Raw genomic sequence first — 23,874 nt, 5'->3', positions numbered from 1 at the left:
CGCATCGAACTCGGCGCCGCGGAAAACCCGGACGAGATCACGGAGGCGGCTGTGGGGATGGTCCTGCGCGGCGTGAGCGGCTGACCTGGGGGCCTGGCCCCCCCCCCCCCCCCCCCCCCCCCCCCCCCCCCCCGGGGGGCGCCCCCCCCCCCCCCCCCCCCCCCCCCCCCCCCACCGCCGTTCTCCTCAGCCGTTCACCTCACCTGGTGAGGTGTCAGATCAGCTCGGCCTGGAGGCGGATGTCCTTGACCCCCGCCAGCGCCTGGCTCACCGGGCAGTTGGCCTTGGCGTCCTGGGCGGCCGCCTGGAAGTCCTCCTCGGACAGGCCGGGCACGGCGGCCTTGACGGTCAGCACGATGGAGGTGATGCCCTCGCCCGGCTGGAAGGTGACGTCGGCCTGGGTGTCGAGCGAGGCGACGGTGTGGCCCTGGCCCGCCAGGCCGTGCGAGAACGCCATGGAGAAGCAGGCGGAGTGGGCCGCCGCGATCAGCTCCTCGGGGCTGGTGACGCCGTTGGGCTCCGCCGAGCGGGCGGCCCAGGTCACGTCGTACGTACCGACCTTGGAGGAGTTCAGGGCGACGGTGCCCTTGCCCTCCAGGAGGTTGCCTTCCCAATGCGTGGTGGAGGTGCGCGTGGTTGCCATGGTGGATAACTCCCGGTAGTGGGCGATAAGCGGTCTGCCGTGCCAGCTTAGTGATCCGCGGGCCCCGCGACCGGGTGATCGGGCCGCGGCCCGGTAGCATCCGAGGCCGTACGCACCGTGCGTACGGCGCGTGCGTACGGCGCATGCCGCGCAACCGTAAGGAGCCCACCGGTGGCGGGAGAACCGCAGGCCGACTGCCTGTTCTGCAAGATCGTGGCGGGGGAGGTGCCGGCGACCATCGTCCGGGAGACCGAGACCACCGTCGCCTTCCGCGACATCAACCCCCAGGCCCCGACCCACATCCTGGTGATCCCCAAGGTCCACTACCCGGACGCGGCCACCCTCGCCGGCGCCGAACCGCAGATCATCGCCGACATACTGCGCGAGTCCCGCGAGGTCGCCGCCGAGGAGAAGATCGAGGACCGGGGCTACCGGGTCGTCTTCAACACCGGCGCCGGCGCGGGCCAGACCGTCTTCCACGCCCACCTGCACGTCCTCGGTGGCCGCGGCCTCCAGTGGCCCCCCGGGTAATCGGCCGTGTCCGTACGCGAACTGGTCGTCCTCGGCACCGCCAGCCAGGTTCCCACCCGGCACCGCAACCACAACGGCTATCTGCTGCGGTGGGACGGCCAGGGACTGCTCTTCGACCCCGGCGAGGGCACCCAGCGTCAGATGCTGCGCGCCGGGGTCGCCGCACATGACCTCAACCGGATCTGCGTCACGCATTTCCACGGCGACCACTCGCTGGGCCTGGCCGGCGTGATCCAGCGGATCAATCTGGACCGGGTGCCGCACCCGATCACCGCCCATTATCCGGCCAGCGGGGAGCACTTCTTCGACCGGCTGCGCTATGCCACCGCCTACCGCGAGACGGTCCGGCTCAAGCAGCGCCCGGTGGCGGGCGACGGCGAACTGGACCGCTCGAAGTCGTACGTCCTGGAGGCCCGCAAACTCTCGCACCCGGTCGAGTCGTACGGCTACCGCCTGGTGGAGCCGGACGCCCGCCGGATGCTGCCCGACCGGCTGGCCGCCCACGGCATCGCCGGGCCCGACATCGGCCGGCTGCAGCGCACCGGCGAGCTGAACGGCGTCCGCCTCGACGAGGTCAGCGAGCTACGCGCCGGCCAGAAGTTCGCCTTCGTGATGGACACCCGGCTGTGCGAGGGCGTGTACGCGCTCGCGGCGGACGCGGACATGCTCGTCATCGAGTCGACGTTCCTGGACGAAGACCTCCAACTGGCCGTGGAACATGGCCATTTGACGGCCGGGCAGGCCGCCGGAGTGGCCGTCGAGACGGGCGTACGCCATCTCGTCCTGACCCATTTCTCGCAGCGCTACTCCGACCCTGAGGAGTTCGAGCGGCAGGCACGCGCAGCGGGGTTCACCGGTGAACTCACCGTCGCCCAGGACCTGATGCGCGTGCCGCTCCCCAAGAGGCGCTAGGGGTACCGGCCTCCCCGGCCCCCGGCCCCGGCCGCCTACGGCAGGTAGTACATCGGGTTCGGCAGCTTGAACGTCCGGTCCCCGGCGCCGCCCTGCAGATCGCTGTACTGGTCCCCGAAGTTGGCGACGATGTCGTAGCCGAGCGACTCGATGTGCTTACGGGTACCCGACTTGTACTCGATCGTTGTGCAGTCCGCGCCGCACGGCAGGTACGGGGGCGGGTTCTCCTTGTTCTTCAGATAGACGTGGCTGCGGTCCAGGGGCACCCCGTAGCCGACGTTCTTGAGGTTGCGCACGCTCCACTCGCGCTGCGCCTCCTTGCGGCCGGTGAGGAAGAAGACCTCGGCACCCTTGTCGTGCGCCCAGTTGACGAGCCGGTTCATGCCGAAGACCGGGTCCATGTCGGTGGTGGCGAGGTAGGCGTCCTGGCTCTCCGGGGTGAAGTGGAAGCCCACCTGGAGTTCGTAGTTGTACGTGAGCAGGGTGGTGTCGTCCATGTCCAGGACGATGGCGGGCTTGGCGGGCTTGGCGTGCGCGCCGGAGCGGGCGGCGGGCTTTGCGAGCGCCCTGGCCAGATAGGTGCGGGCCTTCGCCTCGATGCCGCGGACCTGACGTGCGTAATTGCTGTGGGGCGAGGCGTAGTGCCGGCCGTCGCCGGTCACGGTGTCGCCGTAGTACGCCTTGATCTGGTCCTGCACCTGCGTGAGGTTGGGGATCTCCTTGTCGGTGCGCGGGACCGAGTGCTCGGCGGTCGCCTGGCCGATGCCGAAGACGGCCGTACCGGCGACGAGGGCGGCGACCGTCGCGGCGCCGAGGCGGGCGCGACGGGAGAGGGCGGGACGGGGCATGCGCGGCTCCTTCAGATGACATGAGCAGGCTCAGTTGACACTCAGGTAGATCTAACAGAGCCGCCAATTCTGTATCTACGCGCGAAGATTCAACGGTTGGTAAAGCCTCGCGCAGCAGGGGGTGTTGACGGTCGTGGCGCGGGCTCCTTACCCTCCGACCTCATATGCGGACGTCACCCACATATGAAAACGACCCTCGACAGCGCAGGAGTCACCCCGCATGGACAGTCTCGCCATCACCGAGGTCCGGCTCACCCCGATCCTGGTGGCCGATCCGCCCCTGCTCAACACCCAGGGCGTACACCAGCCGTACACCCCCCGGCTGATCATCGAGGTGATGACGGCGGGCGGCGCCACCGGGCTCGGCGAGACCTACGGCGACATCAAGTACCTCGATCTGGCCCGCCCGTTGGCCACCGCCCTCATCGACCGTTCGGTCACGGACCTGAACGGACTGTTCGCGCTCGCCGCCCAGGTGTGCGGCGACTCGCCCGCCGCGACCGGCGCCGACGCCATCGACGTCGGCGGACTGCGCGGCGTACAGACCGCCGACAAACTGCGCCTGTCGGTGCTTTCGGGCTTCGAGGTGGCCTGCCTCGACGCCTGGGGACGCGCCACCGGACTGCCCGTACACGCCCTGCTCGGCGGCAAGGTCCGCGACCGCGTCGCCTACGGCGCCTACCTCTTCTACCGGTGGGACGCCCATCCGGGCGGCCGCGGCGAACCGGACGACTGGGGCGCCGCGCTCGACCCGGCCGGCGTCGTCGCCCAGGCCCGCCGGTTCGCCGACACCTACGGCTTCACGTCCTTCAAGCTCAAGGGCGGCGTCTTCGAGCCCGCACAGGAGGTCGCGGCGATCAAGGCGCTCGCCGCCGCATTCCCCGGCCACCCGCTCCGCATCGATCCCAACGGCGCCTGGAGCGTGGAGACATCGCTCCGGGTGGCGCACGAGCTGCGGGACGTCCTCGAATACCTCGAGGACCCGGCCAGCGGCACCGCACGGATGGCGGAGGTGGCCGCCGGCACGGATCTCCCCCTGGCGACCAATATGTGTGTGACGACCTTCGACGAGATCCCCGAGGCATTCACCCGCGGCGCCGTCCAGGTCGTCCTCTCCGACCACCACTACTGGGGCGGCCTGCGCAACACCCGCGAACTCGCCGCCGTCTGCCGGACCTTCGGCGTCGGCCTGTCCATGCACTCCAACACCCACCTGGGCATCAGCCTCGCCGCCATGACCCACGTCGCGGCGACCGTCCCCCACCTCGGCTACGCCTGCGACAGCCACTACCCCTGGCAGGCCGAGGACGTGCTCACCGAACGCCTCACCTTCCGCGACGGCTGCCTGGAGGTCAGCGACACCCCGGGCCTGGGCATCGCGCTCGACCACGACCGGCTCGCCGCCCTGCACCGCCGCTGGCTGGACGACGACGGCACCTACCGTTCCCGCGACGATGCCGCCGCGATGCGGGTGGCGAATCCGCAGTGGGTCACGCCGGCCGTACCCCGGTGGTGACGCCTCTCGCCTGGCCCCCTCCGTAGCACCCATGCCGGCTCCGTGGTGACGACGGTGCGCACGATGCGGCTAATCCCCTCCAACCGCACCCCATCCGCGTACGGTGTGGCACGGCTCAGTGGCGGTGCGCCACAGTGGTCCCGTAGGTGATCTTTGAAAGGGGCTGTTCCATGGCACAGGAAGTGCGCGGCGTCATTGCGCCGGGGAAGAACGAACCCGTCCGGCTGGAGACGATTCTGGTGCCGGACCCCGGCCCCGGTGAGGCCGTGGTGAAGATCCAGGCGTGCGGGGTGTGCCACACCGATCTGCACTACAAACAGGGCGGGATCAACGACGAGTTCCCGTTTCTGCTGGGACATGAGGCAGCCGGTGTGGTGGAGTCGGTCGGGACCGGTGTGACGGACGTGGAACCGGGGGACTTCGTCGTCCTCAACTGGCGGGCGGTGTGCGGGGCGTGCCGGGCGTGCCGGCGCGGGCGTCCGCAGTACTGCTTCGACACGCACAACGCGCGGCAGAAGATGACCCTGAAGGACGGCACCGAGCTGAGCCCGGCGCTGGGCATCGGGGCGTTCGCCGACAAGACGCTGGTGGCCGCCGGGCAGTGCACCAAGGTCGACCCCGAGGTCTCGCCGGCCGTCGCCGGGCTGCTGGGCTGCGGGGTGATGGCCGGCATCGGCGCGGCCATCAACACCGGTGGCGTGGGACGCGGCGATTCGGTCGCGGTCATCGGCTGCGGCGGTGTGGGGGATGCCGCCGTCGCGGGCGCGCGGCTGGCCGGAGCGTCCAAGATCATCGCGGTGGATGTCGACGAGCGGAAGCTGGGGTGGGCCCGCTCGATGGGGGCCACCCACACCGTCAACTCCCGTTCCGCTGACCCGGTTGAGGCGATTCGCGAGCTGACCGGCGGCTTCGGCGCGGATGTGGTGATCGAGGCGGTGGGGCGCCCGGAGACGTACAAGCAGGCGTTCTACGCCCGGGACCTCGCCGGGACCCTGGTCCTGGTAGGTGTCCCCACCCCGGACATGACCCTGGAACTTCCGCTGCTGGAGGTGTTCGGCCGCGGTGGCGCCCTCAAGTCCTCCTGGTACGGCGACTGCCTGCCCTCCCGCGACTTCCCGATGCTGATCGATCTGCATCAGCAGGGGCGGATCGACCTGTCGGCGTTCGTGAGCGAGACGATCGGCATCGACGGCGTCGAGGAAGCCTTCGAGCGGATGCAGGCGGGCGACGTCCTGCGCTCGGTGGTGACGCTCTGATGGCGCCCCGTATCGATCACCTCGTCACTTCGGGGACCTTCTCGCTCGACGGCGGCACCTGGGACGTCGACAACAACGTATGGATCGTGGGTGATGACGTCGAGGCGGTCGTCATCGACGCCGCCCACGATGCCCAGGCCATCCTGGACGCGCTCGGCGGCCGGACGCTGCGCGCCATCATCTGCACCCACGCGCACAACGACCACATCGACGCCGCCCCGGCGCTGGCCGCCCGTACCGGCGCCCTGATCCACCTGCACCCCGACGACCTGCCGCTGTGGAAACAGACCCACCCCGACTCCGCCCCGGACGGGTACCTGGCCGACGGGCAGGTGCTGACCATCGCCGGTACGGATCTGACCGTGCTGCACACCCCGGGCCACGCACCCGGCGCGGTCTGCCTGCACGCACCCGAACTGGGCACGGTCTTCACCGGTGACACCCTCTTCCAGGGCGGCCCCGGCGCCACCGGGCGGTCCTTCTCGGACTTCCCGACGATCATCGACTCGATCCGGGACCGGCTGCTCGCCCTGCCGTCGGAGACCGTGGTCCGCCCCGGCCACGGCGATACGACGACCATCGGGGACGAGGCCCCGCACCTGGAGGAGTGGATCGAGCGGGGCCACTAGGGGGTGGGCGAACAGATCCCGTAGGGGTTGCACGCGCCCCCTGCGGGGCCACAACGTGGTGGGGGCGGGGTGGTATTCCCGTGGCTCGCCCGGCTGCCTCGGCTGGGTCAACTCCCGTCGTTCGCCACGTGGTTGACGGGACGGACGAAATGCTGCCGCCCCGGCCGCCACCTGCACGCCAGCCGCGGCTGCCGACCGGAACCCACACCCCTGCCCGGCCGCTGACCGGAACCCACACCCCTCCCCGGCCGCCACCCGCACCTCACCCCTCGCCGGCCGCCCGCTCCAGGATGCGGGCGGCCACCGCGGGGGAGTCCACCAGGGGATGCAGCGCCAGCGCCCGCAGCGCCGCGCCCCGGTCCTTGAACGTGGCGGCCTCCACCGTCGCCCGCTCCACCGCCTTGACCTGCAGCATCAGCCCCAACTGGTCCTCACGCAGCGGCGCGCAGGGCAGCGGGCGGGCGCCCTTGGACGTCACCTCGCACACCGTCTCCACGATCGCGTCCGGCGCCAGCTGCGGCACCGTCGAACCGTTGCGGACATTGAGGATCAGCCGGGTGCCGCGGTTGCCCGCGATGGCGTGCATCAGGGCCAGCGCGACCCGGTCGTAGCCGCCCCCCTCCAGGTCGTGGCTGTCGCGCTGCCAGCCACCGCTCGCCTCCCGGCTGTGCGCCATATACGTCTCCTCGCGCTGCAGCCGGGTCCGCTCCCACAGCTCGTACGCCGCCTGCGGGCCGCCCGCCGCCGCGGCCCGCTCGAAGAAGCCGCCCTGCTGGTGGTCGAGGAACTCGCCGCGGGTCTCCTTGGTGTCCTGTAGGGAGCGCAGGGTCTCGCGGCGGAAGTAGTAGTAGTGCAGGTACTCGTTGGGCAGCGCGCCCAGGGTGCGCAGCCAGTCGGCGCCGAACAGCCGGCCCTCCTCGAAGGAGCCGAGCGCGGCCTCGTCGGCGAGGAGCCGGGGCAGCAGTTCGGTGCCGTCGACCGTCAACGACCGCAGCCAGCCGAGGTGGTTGAGACCCACATAGTCGTACGCCGCCCGGCCCGGGTCCCCGATCGCCGCCGGGTCCGCGCCGGCCGCGCGGGCCGCCCGGCGCACCAGGCCCACCGGTGAGTCGCAGATGCCGATGACGCGGTCGCCCAGCACCTGCGACATCGCCTCGGTGACCATGCCCGCGGGGTTGGTGAAGTTGATGACCCAGGCCCCGGGGGCGAGCGCGGCGACCCGTTCGGCGATGTGCAGCGCCACCGGGATGGTCCGCAGGCCGTACAGGACGCCGCCCGCGCCGACCGTCTCCTGGCCCAGCACGCCCTCGGACAGGGGGATGCGTTCATCGCGTACCCGGCCCGCCGTACCGCCCACGCGTATCGCGGAGAAGACGAAGTCGGCGCCGGCCAGGGCCTTGTCCAGGTCGTTCACGACGCGTACGGTCACCGGCTCAAGGTGACCCTGCGCCTGCCGCGCCAGGACGTCGGCGATCACTCCCACCCGGCGCGCGTCGGTGTCGTACAGCGTGAGCTCGGAGACGGAGCGCGCCGGGTCGTCCAGCAGCGCGCGGTGGACCAGCGGCACCCGGAAACCGCCGCCGCCGAGAATCGTGAGCCTCATGAGGCGGAACGTACCGCAGCATCGGGCAGACTGGCGGCACGTGCCGATACGAGAGGGGCGAGCGCGGTGAGCAGTGGCCGACGCGATGTCCAACCGCCTGCGGGCCCGGCCGCCGTGCCGACGGCCCTCGACCCGCTGGCCGAGGTGCGGCACGAAGGCGATCCGCGCACCGACGTCTATCTGACCGGCACGGTCTTCCTGGACATCATCTTCACCGGCCTGGATTCCGCGCCGGTCCGCGGCACCGAGTCCTGGGCCCGTGGCATGGGCTCCAGCCCCGGCGGCGTCGCCAACATGGCCACCGCGCTCGCCCGGCTCGGCCTGCGCACCTCTCTGGCCGCGGCCTTCGGCGACGACATGTACGGCGAGTACTGCTGGGAGGCGCTCTCCCAGGGCGAGGGCATCGACCTGGCCATGTCACGTACGGTCCCCGGCTGGCACTCCCCGGTGACGGTCTCCATGGCGTACGAGGGCGAGCGCACGATGGTCAGCCACGGCCATGAGGCGCCGCCGCCGGAGTCCGCCTTCGACGGGGCGCACGCACCGGGCTGCCCGCCGCCGTCCCGCGCCTGCGTCGCCTCGCTGGTGCCCGGCCGGCGGGAGGGCTGGCTGGGCTGCGCGGCCGGCCGCGGCAGCCGGATCTTCGCGGATGTGGGCTGGGACGACAGCGGCCGCTGGGACCCGGCCGACCTCGCCGACCTCGAACACTGCGAGGCCTTTTTGCCCAACGCCGGGGAGGCGATGCGCTACACCCGCACCGACTGCCCGCGCGCCGCCGCCCGCAAGCTGGCCGAACGGGTCCCGCTCGCGGTGGTCACCATGGGCGCGGAGGGTGCCTGCGCCGCGGACGCGCGGACCGGGGAGACCGCCGAGGTGCCCGCGATCGCCGTGGAGGCGCTGGACCCGACGGGTGCGGGCGATGTCTTCGTCGCCGGGTTCGTCACCGGCACCCTCGCCGACTGGCCGCTCACCGACCGGCTGGCCTTCGCGGGCCTGAGCGCCGCCCTGTCCGTGCAGGAATTCGGCGGCTCGCTCTCCGCGCCCGGCTGGGCCGAGATCGCGGCCTGGTGGCAGCAGGTGCGGATGTGCGAGGCGGGGGCGCCGGGCGCGCTGCGCCGCCAGTACGCCTTCCTGGACGACGTACTGCCCGCCGCCTACCGGCCCGCGCCGCTGGCCCGCGCCGTCCCCACGATCGGCTTCCGGCGCCCGGCCTGAGCGTCCCAGGGCCCGTACCGGCCCCCTTCCCCGGAAAAGCCTTCGGGCTTGTCAGTGCCCCGTCGTACTCTTGTATCCCAAGGAGAGTCCGGTCTCCGGTACCTCTTCACGGGCAGCAAGATCTCTTGTCTTGATGAGCAAAGGATGGGGGTTGAGCAGGCTACCGAGCCGGCCCATGACGCAGACACCCACGCAACCGCAGGCGAGCGCCCAGTTCACCGTCCCGGCCAAGCACCCGATGGTGACGGTCCTGGGATCCGGAGACTCGCTGCTGCGGGTGATCGAAAAGGCCTTCCCGGCGACCGACATCCATGTCCGGGGCAACGAAGTCAGTGCTGTCGGCGACGCCCGGGAAGTCGCCCTTGTCCAGCGCCTGTTCGACGAGATGATGCTGGTGCTCCGCACCGGACAACCGATGACGGAGGACGCAGTGGAACGCTCCATCGCCATGCTGCGCGCGGCGGAGGACGGCGAGGGCGCGGTGAGCGAGACACCCGCCGAGGTGCTGACCCAGAACATCCTCTCCAACCGCGGCCGCACGATCCGGCCCAAGACCCTCAACCAGAAGCACTATGTCGACGCCATCGACAAGCACACCATCGTCTTCGGCATCGGCCCGGCCGGCACCGGCAAGACGTATCTGGCGATGGCCAAGGCCGTCCAGGCGCTGCAGGCCAAGCAGGTCAACCGCATCATCCTGACCCGCCCCGCGGTCGAGGCCGGCGAGCGGCTGGGCTTCCTGCCCGGCACCCTCTACGAGAAGATCGACCCATATTTGCGCCCGCTCTACGACGCGCTGCACGACATGCTCGACCCCGACTCCATTCCGCGCCTGATGGCCGCGGGCACGATCGAGGTGGCGCCGCTGGCCTATATGCGCGGTCGGACCCTTAATGACGCCTTCATCATTCTCGACGAGGCGCAGAACACCAATCCCGAGCAGATGAAGATGTTCCTCACCCGCCTCGGCTTCGAATCGAAGATAGTCATCACCGGTGACGTCACCCAGGTCGACCTCCCGGGCGGCACGAAGAGCGGCCTGCGCCAGGTCAGGGAGATCCTGGAGGGCGTCGACGACGTGCATTTCTCCCTCCTCACCAGCAAGGACGTGGTCCGGCACAAGCTCGTGGGCCGTATCGTCGACGCATACGAGAAGTACGACAGCCGCAACGGCAACAACGGCCGGTAAGCCACCGTCGTACGACCGCCGAGCAACCAGAAGCGAGACGAAACCCCTCCCATGTCGATCGACGTCAACAACGAGTCCGGAACGGACATCGACGAGCAGGCCGTCCTGGACGTCGCCCGCTATGCCATCGCCCGGATGCGTATCCACCCGCTCTCCGAGCTGTCCGTCATCGTCGTGGACGCCGAGGCCATGGAGCAGCTCCACATCCAGTGGATGGATCTGCCGGGTCCGACCGATGTCATGTCCTTCCCGATGGACGAGCTGCGTCCGCCGGCCAAGGACGACGAGGAGCCCCCGCAGGGGCTCCTCGGTGACATCGTGCTGTGCCCCGAGGTCGCCAAGAAGCAGGGCGAGGACGCCCCGACCGGCCACAGCATGGACGAGGAGCTCCAGCTGCTGACCGTCCACGGCGTGCTGCACCTGCTGGGCTACGACCACGAGGAGCCGGACGAGAAGGCCGAGATGTTCGGCCTGCAGGCGGCGATCATCGACGGCTGGCGGGCCGAGCGGGGCCTGACCGGCCCTTCACCGGCCCCCACCGTGTCCTGACCGGGGCGCCCCGATGACCACCCAGCTGATCGCGGTCGCGGTCCTCCTCGTCGTGGTCGCCTGGCTGGCGGCCTGCGCCGAGGCGGGCCTGGCCCGTACGACGAGCTTCCGCGCCGAGGAGGCCGTCCGCTCCGGCCGCCGTGGCAGCGCCAAGCTCGCCGCGGTCGCCGCCGACCCCACCCGCTATCTCAATGTCGCGCTCCTGGTGCGGGTCGGCTGCGAGATGGCCGCCGGCGTCCTCGTCACCTACGCCTGCCTGCGCTCCTTCGACAGGACCTGGCAGGCGCTGACCGTCGCCATCGCCGTGATGGTGCTGGTCTCCTATGTCGCCGTCGGCGTCTCCCCGCGCACCATCGGCCGCCAGCACCCGCTCAACACCGCGACCGCCGCCGCCTACGTCCTGCTGCCGCTGGCCCGCATCATGGGCCCCATCCCGCAGCTCCTGATCCTCATCGGCAACGCCCTCACCCCCGGAAAGGGCTTCCGCAAGGGCCCGTTCGCCTCCGAGGCCGAGCTGCGCTCCCTGGTCGACCTCGCCGAGAAGGAGTCGCTGATCGAGGACGAGGAGCGCCGTATGGTGCACTCCGTCTTCCAGCTCGGCGACACCCTCGTCAGGGAGGTGATGGTGCCGCGGACGGACCTGGTGTCCGTCGAGCGGTTCAAGACCATCCGCCAGGCACTGACCCTCGCGCTGCGCTCCGGCTTCTCCCGTATCCCGGTGACCGGCGAGAACGAGGACGATGTCGTCGGCATCGTCTACCTCAAGGATCTGGCCCGCAAGGTGCACATCAGCCGGGACGCGGAGACCGAACTGGTGTCGTCGGCGATACGGCCCGCCGTCTTCGTTCCCGACACCAAGAACGCCGGTGATCTGCTGCGGGAAATGCAGCAGGACCGCAACCACGTCGCGGTGGTGATCGACGAGTACGGCGGCACGGCCGGCATCATCACCATCGAGGACATTCTGGAGGAGATCGTCGGCGAGATCACCGACGAATACGACCGCGAGCTGCCGCCCGTCCAGGACCTCGGCGACGGCCGCTACCGCGTCACCGCCCGGCTGGACATCGGCGCGCTCGGCGAGCTCTACGGCCTGGCCGAGCTGGACGACGAGGACGTCGAGACGGTCGGCGGGCTGCTCGCCAAGCTCCTGGGGCGGGTGCCCATCGCGGGCGCCACGGCCGAGGTCGATCTCTCCTACGACGCCCACGACCCGGGGCTCAAGGCGCTGCGGCTGACCGCGGAATCCCCGGCCGGCCGCCGCAACAAGATCATTACGGTGCTGTGCGAACCGGTCCGCTCGGAGGGCGGCAACGGAGCCGACGCGCAGCGTTCCGATAACTGACCCGGCGCCGCGGGCCCGGCGTAACACCCGCCGAGCCCGCCTTTCCCCCCCTCTTCCTTCCCCTTCTTCCTTCCTTCCTTCCCTCCCTCCCTCTCTCCACTGCATTTCCTCTTCTCCGCTACTGATCCCGAGTGCATCGCAACTTTTCTGCATTCCATGTTTCGGGACGCTGGATTCCCTCGTGACGACCATGGAAAGATCGCTCGGGCCGGTTGCCGATAACGCGCCAACCGTGAAGTGCGAGAGGGAAATTACCGGGAATGCGTGCACGCCGTGCCGCGGTGGAAAGCCGACGGGAACGCCGACCGGAATCGGTCGGTAAGGATTCCGGCAAGGGCACCGCTTCCTCCCTCATCGTGAACTGCGGCAGCGCCGTCTGACGGCCGCTGCCGGCTGAAGGGTCGGTTGCCCCGGCGCAGGGGAGCGGGGCAACCGCCGTCTTCAGCCCGCATGCCAAGAGCCTGCGGCCGCGGCATACGTGGTGCGGAGCGGGCACTTATCGTGGTGTCCGGACCACCAGCCACGCAGACAGGGGGAGCCCGTGGCCCTGCCGGAATCCACCACCACCCGTGACACCTCGCGCCGCCGTCAGGAGCTGCGGGAGTTCCTGATGAGCCGCCGGGCCCGGGTGACCCCGGCCGAGGCGGGCCTGCCCGACGGCGGCCGGCGCCGTACACCCGGACTGCGCCGCGAGGAGGTCGCCGTCCTCGCCGGCGTCGGCGCCTCCTGGTACCAGTGGCTCGAGCAGGGCCGCGACATCACCGTCTCGCCGCAGGTGCTGGACGCGGTCGCCCGGGTGCTGCGCCTGAGCGGCGCCGAGCGGCGCCATCTGTATGTCCTGGCCGGGCTGAACCCACCGCCGCGACTGGGCTCGGAGGACCCGGAGCTGGGCGTCACCGACGTCTGCGCGGGCCTGCAGCGGCTGATCGACGCCTGGATGCCGTTCCCGGCGCACATCATGGACCCGTACTGGAACACCATCGCCTACAACGAGGCGGCGCAGCTGGTCCTGGGCCACGGCCGGCCCGGCGTCTCGCTGAACTGCCTGATCGCGTTCTTCACCGACCCCGTCTACCGCGCGCGTGCGGCCAGTTGGGAGGCGAACGCCCCCATGGTCGTCGCGCAGTACCGCGCCGCGTGCTCGGCGCGCCCCGGCGACGAAGGGTTCGCCGAGGTCATCCGGGAGGTCACCGCGGCCAGTGAGGAGTTCGTCGCGCTCTGGTCGCTCGGCGATGTGGCCGACGGCGGCCAGCTCCACAAGGAACTGGACCACCCGCTGGTCGGCGCCCTGCTCTTCGAGACCACCCAGCTGCAGATTCCGGTCCGCCCCGACCTGAACATCGTGCTGCACAACCCGCGCCCCGGCACGGACACCGCGGCGAAGCTGGAGTGGCTGACCTCGCCGGAGGGCCGGCGCGGCGGGATGTCCTCGGTCGCCGGGTGATCCCCGTACGGCCGCCTTGGGGGTGGCGCATATGCTCGCCGGTATGACCGACTCCGCACCGCTGGACCCCGAAGACCGCAAGATCATCACGCTCGCGCGTTCGGCGCGGGCCCGTAACGGTGTGCCCGAGGGTGCCGCCGTACGTGATGAGACCGGCCGTACCTATGTCGCCGGGACCGTCGCACTGGACTCGTTGCGGCTCAGCGCGCTGCAGACGGCCGTGGCGATGGCCGTCGCCAGCGGGGCCACGTCCCTGGAGGCCGCGGCCGTGGTCACCGAGGCCGAGCAAGCCGCGGATGCGGACCGTGCGGCCGTACGGGATCTCGGCGGGCCCGAGACGCCGGTGCTGGTCGCGGGCCTGGACGGCGCGCTGCGCAGCACCGTGCCGGCGGGCGGCCCGGGGGCCTGAGCCCGCGCGATGGTCGGCGCGGCCCCGGCGATCGGGGAGAATGGGCGCCATGAGCGTTCGTACAGACTCCTCCGCCCCGCACCGCGCGGGCTTCGCCTGCTTCGTCGGCCGCCCGAACGCGGGCAAGTCCACCCTCACGAACGCTCTCGTCGGCACGAAGGTGGCCATCACCTCCAACCGGCCGCAGACCACCCGCCACACCGTGCGCGGCATTGTGCACCGCCCCGAGGCCCAGCTGGTCCTCGTGGACACCCCCGGCCTGCACAAGCCGCGCACGCTGCTGGGTGAGCGCCTGAACGACGTCGTACGGGCCACCTGGTCCGAGGTCGACGTCATCGGCTTCTGCCTGCCGGCCGACCAGAAGCTCGGCCCCGGTGACCGCTATATCGCCACCGAGCTGGCCGGCATCAAGAAGACGCCCAAGGTCGCCATCGTCACCAAGACCGACCTGGTCGACTCCAAGGCGCTGGCCGCCCAGCTGATCGCCATCGACCAGCTCGGCAGGGAGCTCGGCATCGAGTGGGCCGAGATCATTCCGGTGTCGGCCGTCGGCGACCAGCAGGTGTCCCTCCTCGCCGACCTCCTGGTGCCCCTCCTCCCGGAGAGCCCGCCGCTCTACCCGGAGGGCGACCTCACCGACGAGCCCGAGCAGGTCATGGTCGCCGAGCTGATCCGCGAGGCCGCGCTGGAGGGCGTACGGGACGAGCTGCCGCACTCCATCGCCGTCGTGGTGGAGGAGATGCTGCCCCGCGAGGACCGCCCGGCCGACAAGCCGCTCCTCGACATCCACGCGAATGTCTACATCGAGCGGCCCAGCCAGAAGGGCATCATCATCGGCCCCAAGGGCAAGCGCCTCAAGGAGGTCGGGACGAAGTCCCGCAAGCACATCGAGGCGCTGCTCGGCACGCCGGTCTTCCTGGACCTGCACGTCAAGGTCGCCAAGGACTGGCAGCGGGATCCCAAGCAGCTGCGGAAGCTCGGGTTCTAGGGGGCGGTCCCGGCGAGCGTCGCGTCCGAACTCTGTGACTCGTCCCGTGACTCGGTCCCGTGACTCGTCCCGTGTCTTGATCACGCGGTGAGCCACGGGAATACCGCGCCCCGCCCACCACGTTGTGGCCCCGAAGGGGGCGCTCGCATCCCCTACGGGATCTGTTCGCCCAAGCCCTAAGGGCTCAGGGCTAAGGGCTCAGGCCACCCCGCGAATCCGCCGCACCAGCAGCGCCCCCACCAGTCCGATCGCCGCCGCCACGACGTACAGCACCCGGTAGCCGCCGAGGTGGTTGACGAGCGGTGCGGCCAGGGCCGGGGCGGCCATCTGGGGCAGGGAATTGGCGATGTTGATCACGCCGAGGTCTTTGCCCCGGTGGGCGGCGGCCGGGAGCACATCCGTCATCAGGGCGAAGTCGACGGACTGGAAGACGCCGAAGCCGATCCCCAGCAGCGCGGCGGCGCACAGGGCCCCCGGCCAGGTCTGCCAGACGGCGAGCAGCGCGGTGGCCGCCGCCATGATCACGCCGGCCCACAGCACGAACGGCTTCCGGCGCCCGGCCCGGTCCGACCAGATCCCGCCGACCACGACGGTGGCCAGCAGGGTCGCGCCGTTGACCGCGGTCAGCACCAGCACCCCGCCGTCGGGGTCGGGACGGTGCACGACATCCCGCAGGTAGTACAGGAGATAGAGCAGCGCCAGCGCGTTGCCCAGGTTGATCAGAAAACGGGTCAGCCAGGCCCAGCCCAGGTCGGGATGGCGGCGGGGACTGATCCAGAACCCGGCGAGGAAGTCCCGCCAGGCGAACGGTGGGCGCTCGCCGGCCGGCAGTACGGGATCCCGGTGCAGCAGCACATACGGCAAGGTGGCCAGCACGGTGAAGGCGGCGCAGGCCGCATAGCCCGCGACGATCCCGCCGCCGAGCGTGGCCAGGCCCGTCCCGACGAGTACCCCAAGGACCTGCGCCGCGCCCAGCCAGCCGCCCACCGCGCCGCGCTGGAGGTGCGGGACGCGGTCCGGGACGGCCGCGGTCACCGCCGCGAACGCCGCGTTGAGGGTCAGCTGGACCAGGCACCAGCCGAGCGCCATCACGGGGACCGTACGGGCCCCGGCGAGCAGCGCCAGCGCCGCCGCCCCGCCCAGCACCCCGGCCAGGATCCAGGGCGTACGCCGCCCGTAGCGCGAGGTCGTACGGTCCGAGAGGGCGCCGAAGAGCGGGTTGGAGATCAGCGAGACCGCGGCGCCCAGGCCGGTCACCCACGCCAGCACCGATTCCTTGGAGGTGCCGGGCGGCGCGAGTGCGGCGGCCTGCAGGGCGAGCAGGATCTGTATCGGGCCGTACCAGCCGACCCAGATCGCGCCGTTCGCCAGCGAGAGGGACGCCGTCCAGCCGGGGCCGACCCGTTCGGCCGGTTCAGCCAGGGGCGAGGGAGCCGAGGGGGCCGGGGGAACACTCACTCCCGGGCCTGGGCCCGCAGCGCGTCCCGCAGCCAGCGGTAGGACGCCTTCGGCGTGCGGGCGAGCGTTGCGTAGTCGATGTGCACGAGGCCGAAGCGCCGGGCGTAGCCCTCCGCCCATTCGAAGTTGTCCATCAGCGACCAGACGAAATAGCCGCGGACGTCGGCCCCGGCGGCCATCGCCTCGTGCAGCGCCCGCAGATGCCCGTCCAGGAAGGCGATCCGGTCGGTGTCCTCGATGCCGTCGTAGGAGCAGCCGTTCTCCGTGATCACGACCGGCGGCAGCTGCGCGCCGTAGCGCTCGCGGAAGGAGAGGAGCAGTTCGGTGAGGGCGTGGGGGACCACCGGCCAGCCGAAGTCGGTACGGGGGTAGCCCTCGATCTCCCGGGGGGAGAAGGGGAGTTCGGGGGGCAGTGCGATTCCGGCGAAGTCGGCGGGGGCGGCCGCGTCCGGCTGCGGGGCGCCGACCAGGGTGGGCTGGTAGTAGTTGATCCCGTACCAGTCCAGCGGCTCGGAGATGATCTTCAGGTCGTCGGCGACCGGGCCCGGCAGCAGCGCCGCAAGCCCCTCGTCCGGGTAACGGCCCAGCAGGACCGGGTCGGCGAACAGCCGGTTCAGGAGCAGGTCGTAGAAGTCGGCGGCGCCGGTGTCCGCCTCGGACTCCGACGCCGCCCAGGTCGGGCCGTGGGAGTTGGCGATGCCGATGCTGGTGGCGCCGCGGGCGCGCAGCGCCTGGACGGCCAGGCCGTGGCCGAGCAGCTGGTGGTGGGCCGCCGGCAGCGCGTCGAAGAGCAGTGTGCGGCCGGGGGCGTGCTGGCCCAACCCGTAACCCAGCAAGGTGAGTTCGGCGGGTTCGTTGAGTGTGATCCAGCGCTCCACCCGGTCCCCGAGCCGCGCCGCCACCGCGTCCGCGTACGCCGCGAAGTGCGCGGCGGTCTCGCGTACGAGCCAGCCGCCGCCCTCTTCCAGGGCCTGCGGGGTGTCCCAGTGGAACAGCGTCGGTACGGGCTGGATCCCGGCCGCCAGCAGTGCGTCCACCAGCCGGTCGTAGAAGTCCAGCCCGGCCGTGTTGACCGCCCCGCTCCCGTCCGGCACCACCCGCGGCCAGGCCACCGAGAAGCGGTACGCGCCGGCGCCGAGCTCTTTCAGCAGCGCGACGTCCTCGCGGTAGCGGTGGTAGTGGTCGGTGGTGATCCGGGCGTCGGTCCCGTCCTTGATCCGCCCGGCCTGCGCCATGAAGGCATCCCAGGCGGACCGCCCTCGCCCGTCCTCCGCCACCGCGCCCTCGATCTGCGCGGCGGAGGTCGACACGCCCCACAGGAAGTCGCGGGGGAAGCGGGGGAGTGGCGACGCCGGCTCGGATGTCATGCGCCGGATCCTCGTTTACCGCCGGTAACAGCGTCAAGAGGTCGGGCCGGCGCGGCAGTTGAGGGTGGCGCGCTGGACAGCGGCTGACCGCCCGCCTAATATTTTGGCCATGCGGTCAAAAAATGATCCCGATGGTCAGGACGGCGTCGAGAAGAGCGGACCGGCCTCACCCGAGCCGGAACGCTCGTTCATCGAGAAGGCGCGCCGCGCCCAGATCATCGACGCCGCCGTCGAGACCATCGCGGCACTGGGGTTCGCGAAGGCTTCGCTGGCGCAGATCGCCGAGCGGGCGGGGATCAGCAAGGGCGTGATCTCGTACCACTTCGCAGGCAAGGGCGAGTTGATCGAGCGGCTCGTCGACCAGGTCTACGGGGACATCGGCGACTTCGTCGGGGCCCGGCTGGAGGCGCACGCCGGGACGACCGCGTGGCTGCGCGTCTATATCGAGTCGGTCGCCGAGTACATGCACGGCCACCGCAGCCAGCTGGCCGCGCTCGGCGAGATCTTCAGCCACTTCCGCACCGCTGACGGGGCCCCGCGCTACGGCGTCGCGTCAAGCGAAGTGCTCTACGTCGAGCTGGAGAAGGCCTTTCTGGAGGGCCGGAAAAGCGGTGAGTTCCGCGCGTTCGACGTCCGCGTCATGGCCGTCAGCCTCCAGGCCGGGATCGACAACATGTTCGCGTACTGGAGCGCCCATCCCGAGCACGACCTGGCGGCCTACGCCCGCGAACTCGCCGACCTCTTCGAGCACGCCACCCGCGCGGAGGGCGGGACCCGGCGCTGAACTGCACAGCACCTACACAGCAGTGAACTGAACTGCACTGAACGGGGGAGCATTTCATGACGGACGAACCGCACGACACGGCCCTACGGACCGAGTTCGAACCGGCCACCACGAGGCCGGGCCGGGCCCGGCTGCTCTATGTCGACAATCTGCGCATCGCGCTGACGGCTCTCGTGGTCCTGCACCACACCGCCGTCACCTACGGCAACATCCCCGCCTGGTACTACACCGAGCCCGCCAAGGACGGCTCCGGGCTGATCCTGGACGTCTTCGTCATGTTCAACCAGGCGTTCTTCATGGGCTTCTTCTTCATGATCGCCGGGTATTTCACGCCGGCCTCCTATGACCGCAAGGGCGCGCGGCCGTTCGTCCGGGACCGCCTCAAGCGGCTCGGTATTCCGCTGCTCGCCTTCCTCCTGCTGATACGTCCCCTGACGAGCTTCAGCGGCTACGCCGACCTGCAGGCCACCCTCGCCGAGCGCGGCGAATCCCTGCCCTACTGGCTGTACTACGTACTGAGCTGGGACGCGGGCCCGATGTGGTTCGTCGAGGTGCTCCTCGTGTTCGCCGCGCTCTACGCCCTGGTCCGCCGCCGTGGTGCCCGCCGCCTCCCCGGCTCCGCCGCAGCGGCAGGCCACGAGGCGGCGCGGGCGGCTCGGCACCAGCGGCCGCTGAAGCCACTGCGGCCGCTCGCCATCGTGGTCTTCACCCTCGCGCTTGCCCTCGCCACGTACCTGTGGCGCTTCCTCGTACCGGACGGAAGCTACCTCCCCGTCCTCGGCCTGCCCACCCCCAGCTACCTGCCGCAGTACGCGAGCTTCTTCGTCCTCGGCGTGCTCGCCCACCGCCACGGCTGGCCGCAGTCCCTCTCCCGTGTCGCGGGCCGCGTCGGCTTCGGCGTCGCCGGCGCCGCGACGCTCGCCTACCTTCCCGTCGTCCTGACCGCGAAGGACGGCACACTCGACGGGAACGGTACGTGGCAGTCGCTGGCCGCGGCCGCGTGGCTGTCGACGTTCGCCGTCGGGATCGTCCTCGGCCTGACCGTCCTCTTCCGTGAACGCCTCAACCGGCAGGGGCCCACCGCCGCGTTCCTCTCCCGCCACGCCTTCGCCGTCTATCTCATCCATGCGCCGGTGCTCGTCGGCCTCGGCTTCGCCTTCCGCTGGCTGCACGCACCGGCGGCCGCCAAGTTCGCGCTGGTCGCCGCCCTGGCCCTGCCACTGTGCTGGGCCGTCGCCTACGCCGTACGGTCCCTTCCCCGGGCCGACCGCGTGCTGTAACGCCGCCCGCCCGGAGGCCCCCCCGCCGGAACCGGCCCTCGCCTACGCCCCCTCCTTCATCACCCACGTGATCAGCTTCCGCTGCTCATCCGTCAGCCGGGGGTCGGCGCAGTACACCGTCCGCCCGTCGACGGTGAGCTGATAGCGGAAGCCGTCCGGGACACCGGTGGGGGGCGTGTCACGGGCGTCGGAGAGGGACTGTTCGGCCAGGGTCTGCCACTCGCCGGCATCGGGCCGCCCCGAGGTGTCGACCTCGGCGCGGCGCTCGATGCCCGCGAAGCCACCCGTGCGTCGGATCTCAATACGCATGGTGGCCTCCTACCCCGCAGCGCGCCGGGGATTGCCCCTGTCCGCCGCTTGCCTACCTGGCGGTCACGCCCACCTGGGTCCACGCCTTGATCATGGCCTCGTGCTCGCCGCCGGCGCCGAAGCGGGCGCGGGCGGCGGCGACGGTGAGCGCGGCGAAGTCGGCGAACTGCGCGTCCTTGGCGAGATCACCGCCGGTCAGCACGTCGTACCAGACCTGTCCCGCCTTCTCCCAGGCCTTGCCGCCCAGCGCGGTGGCGGCCAGGTAGAAGGCGTGGTTGGGGATGCCGGAGTTGAGGTGCACCCCGCCGTTGTCGTCGGCCGTGTCGACGTAGCCCTTCATCGTCGCGGGCTGCGGGTCCTTGCCGAGCACATCGTCGTCGTACGCGGTTCCCGGCGCCTTCATGGAGCGCAGCGCCTTGCCGGTGACATTCGGGCCCAGGAGGCCGGAGCCGATCAGCCAGTCGGCCTGGTCGGTGCTCTGGCCGAGCGCGTACTGCTTGATCAGGGAGCCGAAGACGTCCGAGACGGATTCGTTGAGCGCCCCGGACTGGCCCTGGTAGTCGAGGTTGGCGGTGTACTGGGTGACGCCGTGGGTGAGCTCGTGGCCGATGACATCGACCGGGATGGTGAAGTCCAGGAAGAGGTCGCCGTCGCCGTCGCCGAAGACCATCCGCTCGCCGTCCCAGAAGGCGTTGTCGTACTTCTGGCCGTAGTGGATGGTGGCGTCCAGCGGCAGGCCGGCGCCGTCGATGGACTTGCGGCCGTAGACCTTCAGATAGAGCTCGAAGGTGGCGCCGAGGCCGGCGTGCGCGCGGTTGACGGAGACGTCCTTGGCGGGGCCGTCGGACTCCGCGTGGACCTTGGTGCCGGGCACGGTCTCCTGGTGGCCGGCGTCGTAGATGGTGCGGTGCGGCTTGGTGGCGGCCGCGCCGGGCTCGCCGGGGGTCAGGCCGCGGGCGACGAATTCGCGGCGCCGGGCGCGCTGGGTGCCGTCGTGCTCCAGGGTGCGGCGGGCGTGCTCGTGCGACTCGGCGAGATTGCTGAGGATGTGCGGCGGGACGATGGTGCAGAAGACCGGGTTGGCGGGCATCTGGGTGCGGTCCATGTGAGTGAGGTCCATGAACAAAACGGTGGCACCCTGTAACCCGGGTGTCACTCCCCGCCGCGAAGATTCCTGAAAACGTGTGGTTCGTCGCACTTCACCCGTTACGCCCCTCCGGTCCCGCATACTGATACGCGACGACCGGTCACCGCGATCCTCGGTTACGCTGCTGAGCATCATGCGTTTCGGGCTGCTTCTCCTTAGCTGCCGCGGCGAGGGCCTGTAGTCGTAGGCCGACCCCCTCCCCGCGGAGTTCGGTGTTGCGAAATTTCGCCCCGTCGGCCGTGCCCCTAGTGGACATACGAGGAGCCCTACGCATCATGACGAATCCGTCGAGCCCCGCCGAGAACGCCGTCGGCCGTCGTACCCCCCTCACGACCGCGACGCAGCGGCAGCGGCCCTCCGGGATGCCGATCCACAAGTACGGCCGCTACGAGGCCGTCGAGATCCCCGACCGTACGTGGCCGGACAACCGGATCACGGTCGCGCCCCGCTGGCTGTCCACCGACCTGCGCGACGGCAACCAGGCGCTGATCGACCCGATGTCGCCGGCCCGTAAGCGGGAGATGTTCGACCTCCTGGTGCGTATGGGCTACAAGGAGATCGAGGTCGGCTTCCCCTCGTCCGGCCAGACGGACTTCGACTTCGTCCGCTCCATCATCGAAGAGGGCGCGATCCCCGAGGACGTGACGATCTCCGTCCTGACCCAGGCCCGCGAAGAGCTGATCGAGCGCACCGTCGAATCGCTGCGCGGCGCCCACAGCGCCACCGTGCACCTGTACAACGCCACCGCGCCGGTCTTCCGCCGCGTCGTCTTCCGCGGCTCGAAGGACCAGGTCAAGCAGATCGCCGTGGACGGTACGCGGCTGGTCATGGAGTACGCCGACAAGCTGCTGGGCGACGAGACCGCCTTCGGCTACCAGTACAGCCCGGAGATCTTCACCGACACCGAGCTGGACTTCGCGCTGGAGGTCTGCGAGGGCGTGATGGACGTCTGGCAGCCCGAGCCCGGCCGCGAGATCATCCTGAACCTGCCCGCCACCGTCGAGCGCTCCACGCCCTCCACACACGCCGACCGCTTCGAGTGGATGTCGCGCAACCTCTCGCGCCGCGAGCACGTATGCCTGTCGGTCCACCCGCACAACGACCGCGGTACGGCGGTGGCCGCGGCCGAGCTGGCGATCATGGCGGGCGCGGACCGTATCGAGGGCTGCCTGTTCGGCCAGGGCGAGCGCACCGGCAACGTCGACCTGGTCACCCTGGGCATGAACCTCTTCAGCCAGGGCGTCGACCCGCAGATCGACTTCTCGCAGATCGACGAGATCCGTCGCACCAGCGAGTACTGCAACCAGATGGAGGTCCACCCGCGCCACCCGTATGCGGGCGACCTGGTCTACACCGCCTTCTCCGGCTCCCACCAGGACGCCATCAAGAAGGGCTTCGACGCGATGGAGGCCCAGGCGGCGTCCGTCGGCAAGACCGTTGACGACATCGAGTGGGCGGTCCCGTACCTGCCCATCGACCCCAAGGACGTCGGCCGCTCCTACGAGGCCGTCATCCGCGTCAACTCGCAGTCCGGCAAGGGCGGTATCGCCTATGTCCTGAAGAACGACCACAAGCTGGACCTGCCGCGCCGGATGCAGATCGAGTTCTCCCGGATCATCCAGGAGAAGACCGACTCCGAGGGCGGCGAGGTCACCCCGGCCGCCATCTGGTCCGTCTTCCAGGACGAGTACCTGCCCACCCCGGACAACGCCTGGGGCCGCATCGCACTGCGCTCCGCGCAGACCTCGTCCACCAGCGACGGCACCGACGCGCTGACCGTCGAGGCCGTGGTCGACGGCACCGACGCGGTGCTGACCGGCACCGGCAACGGCCCGCTGGCCGCGTTCTTCGACGCGCTGCACGCCATCGACGTGGACGTCCGCCTGCTGGACTACGTCGAGCACACGATGAGCGAGGGCGCCGGCGCCCAGGCCGCCGCGTACATCGAGTGCGCGATCGGCGACAAGGTGCTGTGGGGCGTCGGGATCGACGCGAACATCGTCCGCGCCTCCATCAAGGCGGTCGTCTCGGCGGTCAACCGCGCGGCCCGCTGACCCGGACCCGGCCCGCTTGTCACGGCGCCCCCGCCGCTCCCACCGAGCGGCGGGGGCGCCGTGCACCGTCCACGGGCCGGACCGGGACCCCCTCGTTCCGGCCAAGACCGCGAACCCCTCCGTCACCGGGCTCCCCGGCCGCCCCGGACACCGCCCCGCACCCCGCCCGAGCACCCGGTCACCGGCGGCAACGCCCCGTGACGCCCCCGGACAGCCGCTCCGTGCCCGGCGCCGACGAGGGCCGGCGGCCGTCCCTCCACAGGGGCGTGGCCCCTTTGCATCCGGCCAGTTGTCCGCCACGAGGTACTGACGGCGCATCACTGATGTGGCTAACATCACGTCCACACGGCAACGGGGCCATGGGGACCTCCCGTGCCTTCAGAGCTACGGGGAAGTTA

The 23,874-nt window shown here is 70.8% G+C and carries 22 protein-coding genes and 1 pseudogene; 16 read left to right on the top strand and 7 right to left on the bottom strand.

Annotation, left to right across the window (positions count from 1 at the left end; all coding sequences use genetic code 11):
• Positions 1-84, top strand: a pseudogene (locus ACZ4S3_RS39045) (TetR/AcrR family transcriptional regulator); the annotation flags it as partial.
• A gap of 130 nt (positions 85-214) precedes the next feature.
• Here ACZ4S3_RS39045 and ACZ4S3_RS39040 read toward each other — a convergent pair.
• Complete coding sequence (locus ACZ4S3_RS39040; RefSeq protein WP_467943374.1) at positions 215-643, bottom strand: OsmC family peroxiredoxin; 429 nt, start codon at positions 641-643, stop codon at positions 215-217.
• Positions 644-814: 171 nt separating this feature from the next.
• Between ACZ4S3_RS39040 and ACZ4S3_RS39035 the strand changes: the two genes are divergently transcribed.
• Together ACZ4S3_RS39035 and ACZ4S3_RS39030 are read left to right on the top strand one after the other, a co-directional pair.
• Entirely contained in the window at positions 815-1,174 is a 360-nt protein-coding gene (locus ACZ4S3_RS39035; RefSeq protein ID WP_467943372.1) for a histidine triad nucleotide-binding protein, read from the top strand.
• Between the two features lie 6 nt (positions 1,175-1,180).
• Entirely contained in the window at positions 1,181-2,086 is a 906-nt protein-coding gene (locus ACZ4S3_RS39030) for a ribonuclease Z (protein ID WP_467943371.1), read from the top strand.
• Between the two features lie 35 nt (positions 2,087-2,121).
• On the opposite strand, the gene ACZ4S3_RS39025 is transcribed toward ACZ4S3_RS39030, so the two are convergent.
• Entirely contained in the window at positions 2,122-2,934 is an 813-nt protein-coding gene (locus tag ACZ4S3_RS39025; protein WP_467943370.1) for an HAD family acid phosphatase, read from the bottom strand.
• Between the two features lie 220 nt (positions 2,935-3,154).
• On the opposite strand from ACZ4S3_RS39025, the gene ACZ4S3_RS39020 reads away from it, so the two are divergent.
• The 3 genes from ACZ4S3_RS39020 to ACZ4S3_RS39010 all read left to right on the top strand — a co-directional run bounded on the left by ACZ4S3_RS39020 (position 3,155) and on the right by ACZ4S3_RS39010 (position 6,335).
• Positions 3,155-4,450: a glucarate dehydratase family protein gene (locus tag ACZ4S3_RS39020; protein ID WP_467943369.1), complete on the top strand. Its 1,296-nt coding sequence runs from the start codon at positions 3,155-3,157 to the stop codon at positions 4,448-4,450.
• Between the two features lie 170 nt (positions 4,451-4,620).
• Positions 4,621-5,706, top strand: a complete 1,086-nt coding sequence (locus tag ACZ4S3_RS39015; RefSeq protein ID WP_467943368.1) for an S-(hydroxymethyl)mycothiol dehydrogenase — start codon at positions 4,621-4,623, stop codon at positions 5,704-5,706.
• Positions 5,706-6,335 (top strand): MBL fold metallo-hydrolase, encoded by a 630-nt coding sequence (locus tag ACZ4S3_RS39010; RefSeq protein WP_467943366.1) that lies wholly within the window; start codon positions 5,706-5,708, stop codon positions 6,333-6,335. The genes ACZ4S3_RS39015 and ACZ4S3_RS39010 overlap by 1 nt, the downstream gene beginning before the upstream one ends.
• A gap of 262 nt (positions 6,336-6,597) precedes the next feature.
• Here ACZ4S3_RS39010 and ACZ4S3_RS39005 read toward each other — a convergent pair whose 3' ends face one another.
• Positions 6,598-7,938 (bottom strand): 6-phospho-beta-glucosidase, encoded by a 1,341-nt coding sequence (locus tag ACZ4S3_RS39005; protein ID WP_467943364.1) that lies wholly within the window; start codon positions 7,936-7,938, stop codon positions 6,598-6,600.
• Positions 7,939-8,004: 66 nt separating this feature from the next.
• Between ACZ4S3_RS39005 and ACZ4S3_RS39000 the strand changes: the two genes are divergently transcribed.
• The 7 genes from ACZ4S3_RS39000 (at position 8,005) to era (ending at position 15,077) form a co-directional block, all read left to right on the top strand.
• Positions 8,005-9,153 carry a carbohydrate kinase family protein gene (locus tag ACZ4S3_RS39000; protein WP_467943362.1) on the top strand — a complete coding sequence of 383 codons (1,149 nt, stop codon included), beginning with the start codon at positions 8,005-8,007 and terminating at the stop codon, positions 9,151-9,153.
• A gap of 175 nt (positions 9,154-9,328) precedes the next feature.
• Entirely contained in the window at positions 9,329-10,342 is a 1,014-nt protein-coding gene (locus ACZ4S3_RS38995) for a PhoH family protein (protein ID WP_467943360.1), read from the top strand.
• A 51-nt stretch (positions 10,343-10,393) separates the two neighbouring features.
• Positions 10,394-10,891 carry an rRNA maturation RNase YbeY gene (gene ybeY, locus ACZ4S3_RS38990; RefSeq protein ID WP_467943358.1) on the top strand — a complete coding sequence of 166 codons (498 nt, stop codon included), beginning with the start codon at positions 10,394-10,396 and terminating at the stop codon, positions 10,889-10,891.
• 13 nt (positions 10,892-10,904) lie between these two features.
• On the top strand, positions 10,905-12,236 hold the full coding sequence (locus tag ACZ4S3_RS38985) for a hemolysin family protein (protein WP_467943356.1): 1,332 nt from the start codon (positions 10,905-10,907) through the stop codon (positions 12,234-12,236).
• Between the two features lie 610 nt (positions 12,237-12,846).
• Entirely contained in the window at positions 12,847-13,680 is an 834-nt protein-coding gene (locus ACZ4S3_RS38980) for a helix-turn-helix transcriptional regulator (RefSeq protein WP_467943378.1), read from the top strand.
• Positions 13,681-13,723: 43 nt separating this feature from the next.
• Positions 13,724-14,089 (top strand): cytidine deaminase, encoded by a 366-nt coding sequence (locus tag ACZ4S3_RS38975; protein ID WP_467943355.1) that lies wholly within the window; start codon positions 13,724-13,726, stop codon positions 14,087-14,089.
• 49 nt (positions 14,090-14,138) lie between these two features.
• The gene (gene era, locus ACZ4S3_RS38970) at positions 14,139-15,077 is read left to right on the top strand and encodes a GTPase Era (protein WP_467943354.1); all 939 of its coding nucleotides are present in this window, start codon (positions 14,139-14,141) and stop codon (positions 15,075-15,077) included.
• 198 nt (positions 15,078-15,275) lie between these two features.
• Here the strand turns inward: era and ACZ4S3_RS38965 are convergent, their stop codons facing one another.
• Positions 15,276-16,535, bottom strand: coding sequence for an MFS transporter (locus ACZ4S3_RS38965; RefSeq protein WP_467943352.1), 1,260 nt, complete (start codon positions 16,533-16,535; stop codon positions 15,276-15,278).
• Positions 16,532-17,902 carry a GH1 family beta-glucosidase gene (locus ACZ4S3_RS38960; RefSeq protein ID WP_467943350.1) on the bottom strand — a complete coding sequence of 457 codons (1,371 nt, stop codon included), beginning with the start codon at positions 17,900-17,902 and terminating at the stop codon, positions 16,532-16,534. Before ACZ4S3_RS38960 ends, ACZ4S3_RS38965 begins: the two co-directional genes overlap by 4 nt.
• A gap of 109 nt (positions 17,903-18,011) precedes the next feature.
• Between ACZ4S3_RS38960 and ACZ4S3_RS38955 the strand changes: the two genes are divergently transcribed.
• Entirely contained in the window at positions 18,012-18,686 is a 675-nt protein-coding gene (locus tag ACZ4S3_RS38955; protein WP_467943349.1) for a TetR/AcrR family transcriptional regulator, read from the top strand.
• Between the two features lie 56 nt (positions 18,687-18,742).
• Positions 18,743-19,966 (top strand): acyltransferase family protein, encoded by a 1,224-nt coding sequence (locus ACZ4S3_RS38950; protein WP_467943347.1) that lies wholly within the window; start codon positions 18,743-18,745, stop codon positions 19,964-19,966.
• 42 nt (positions 19,967-20,008) lie between these two features.
• Here ACZ4S3_RS38950 and ACZ4S3_RS38945 read toward each other — a convergent pair whose 3' ends face one another.
• Both ACZ4S3_RS38945 and ACZ4S3_RS38940 read right to left on the bottom strand, forming a co-directional pair.
• Positions 20,009-20,275: a protealysin inhibitor emfourin gene (locus ACZ4S3_RS38945; protein ID WP_467943346.1), complete on the bottom strand. Its 267-nt coding sequence runs from the start codon at positions 20,273-20,275 to the stop codon at positions 20,009-20,011.
• 52 nt (positions 20,276-20,327) lie between these two features.
• The gene (locus ACZ4S3_RS38940; protein WP_467943344.1) at positions 20,328-21,395 is read right to left on the bottom strand and encodes a M4 family metallopeptidase; all 1,068 of its coding nucleotides are present in this window, start codon (positions 21,393-21,395) and stop codon (positions 20,328-20,330) included.
• Between the two features lie 302 nt (positions 21,396-21,697).
• Here ACZ4S3_RS38940 and leuA point away from each other — a divergent pair, with 302 nt between their 5' ends.
• On the top strand, positions 21,698-23,476 hold the full coding sequence (leuA, locus tag ACZ4S3_RS38935) for a 2-isopropylmalate synthase (RefSeq protein ID WP_467943342.1): 1,779 nt from the start codon (positions 21,698-21,700) through the stop codon (positions 23,474-23,476).
• Positions 23,477-23,874: the final 398 nt, after the last annotated feature.

The organism is Streptomyces sp. NPDC028368, from assembly GCF_055565615.1.
This window is presented reverse-complemented; position numbering and strand designations above follow the sequence as displayed.